Below are 1,695 nucleotides of genomic sequence, written 5' to 3' on the forward strand. Positions count from 1 at the left end.
GGTGACGGCTGGTGTTTTGGTCGACTTCAGACGATACCGCCGGTCTCCCGCTGCCGCCACCTCCGCAGGAGCCGCCGGCCCTGGTCCAGCCCACCCGTGCACAGCGCCCGGCCTCAGGCAAAAATGGCCAAAGTCGAGATCTGCTGCGCTTGCTGAAGCGGCTGATGCCACGGCAGCAAGGGGCGGATGCGATGAAGATCACCGGGACCCGGATGGTGAGGCTACTTCTGCCGCCGACCCAACCAACGCTCGACTCTGGGCACCAGCGAGAGGATCATCAAAGCGAGCAGGGTAACTCGTCGCGCTGACGGCCGCCGAAGATCGCCATCACGCTGGCGAGGAATGCGCCGGACAACAATGAGATGAATAGCCAGATGGTTGTAGTGGCAGCAGCCTTGCGGGCCTGCTCCGTCAAGGCGCGTTCAGTCACATCCAATTGTCCGACCCGGCCCTGGAGTTGCGCAAAGGTATCCGCCACGCGGGTCTGTGCGTCGTCCTGGCTCAGGCCCGTCTGCTCGGCTACCGTCGCCCCGAGATAGCGGATATCCGCCGCCGGCAAGTTGCCCTCGTGCAAAGCGTTGGTGAAGACGTTAGCAATTTCTGCGGTCGCCGCGGCACTGGGTACATAGCGCTGCCCGTCTGTGGTGTTTGTCCGGTAGAGCGTATCGATGTAATAGGACAGCCGGTCGCTCATGACGCCCCCGTTTGCACGGATCGCCGGCAAATCGGCCCCTGGCGCGGATTCCACGGACGCCGCGCCGACATTTATCCCGTTACTGACGACAGACCCGAGTAAGGTGGTCAGGAGGATGGCTGTGACCAAGGCCGACACCGCCCAAGCGAGAAAGCCGTGGGCGGTATCGCGGAACCAGACTTCGTCGCGCGGCACGCCCAACCAGCGGGTGCGAAAGCGCCCGGCAATATAGCCGCCCATGCCCGAGGCGGCGATTGTGCTGAAGACCAACCAGGCGATGGCGGAGACACCGACGGTGTTGGTTGTAATGTCCGCGTCCCGCCATAGCGGAACTGAAGACAGACCAAGGCCAGCCCCCAGGATCATCAGTATCATCCACAGCGAAGCGGCCGTAGCAGCGCCCGCGAAGACGGCGCTCCAAGCCACCGCACTGAGATTGGATTGGTCCTGATCCTCGCGCGCATCGGTGATTAGCGGGGCGGCTGGGATTTCGTTATTCGCAGTCGGGTAGACATAAGACATAATGTTAAACCGGTGAGTGAGTAGAAATAGTAAAATACGCCCTTGGTGGGAATCCTTCTGTACGGTGGCACACATGGGCTTATGTCCCTGTTCATTGTGCGGCCTGACAAGGCCGTATGTTTCAGCCTGCCGTGGTCACCCTGTTGGTGATTACTCCTTCGCCTGCTTGCTCAGGATATAGACGGTGGCCCCGGATGCGAGCAGCCACCAGAACACCATCAGGATCCAGGCGTTGGTCACTAGCGCTTCGACTCCATAGGTCGCACCAGCCAAGATCAAGAAGAGGGTTGCGGTGATCAGACTTATGATGAGAGGCATCATGACAAAGATCGCCCGAGCGTAATCGTTCAGACCCTCACCTGCGGCAGGGGGGCCAGCGACAACCCCTGGCGCCGGTCAGTGATGGCCTTGACCAGGTAGTTCCAGGGCGAGTGCTGGCGTTGCCGACAGGTGTCGATGACACTGGCCAGCAGGGTAAA

Annotated in this window: 2 protein-coding genes; both read right to left on the minus strand. The window is 61.2% G+C overall.

The genetic code is table 11. The annotated features are described in order from the left end of the window. Window positions 1-277: 277 nt before the first annotated feature. Entirely contained in the window at window positions 278-1,216 is a 939-nt protein-coding gene (locus QZY03_RS30615; protein ID WP_295587958.1) for a hypothetical protein, read from the minus strand. A gap of 150 nt (window positions 1,217-1,366) precedes the next feature. Beyond that, entirely contained in the window at window positions 1,367-1,537 is a 171-nt protein-coding gene (locus QZY03_RS30620) for a hypothetical protein (protein ID WP_295587960.1), read from the minus strand. Between the last annotated feature and the right edge of the window lie 158 nt (window positions 1,538-1,695).

Origin of the sequence: uncultured Lamprocystis sp., assembly GCF_903933125.1 — a bacterium.
Classification (GTDB): Bacteria; Pseudomonadota; Gammaproteobacteria; order Chromatiales; family Chromatiaceae; genus Thiodictyon.

What these genes read in the sequence shown, in the direction of transcription:
- QZY03_RS30615 (WP_295587958.1), bottom strand. Translation starts at nt 1,216, where the DNA reads ATGTCTTATGTCTACCCGACTGCGAATAACGAAATCCCAGCCGCCCCG.
- QZY03_RS30620 (WP_295587960.1), bottom strand. Translation starts at nt 1,537, where the DNA reads ATGATGCCTCTCATCATAAGTCTGATCACCGCAACCCTCTTCTTGATC.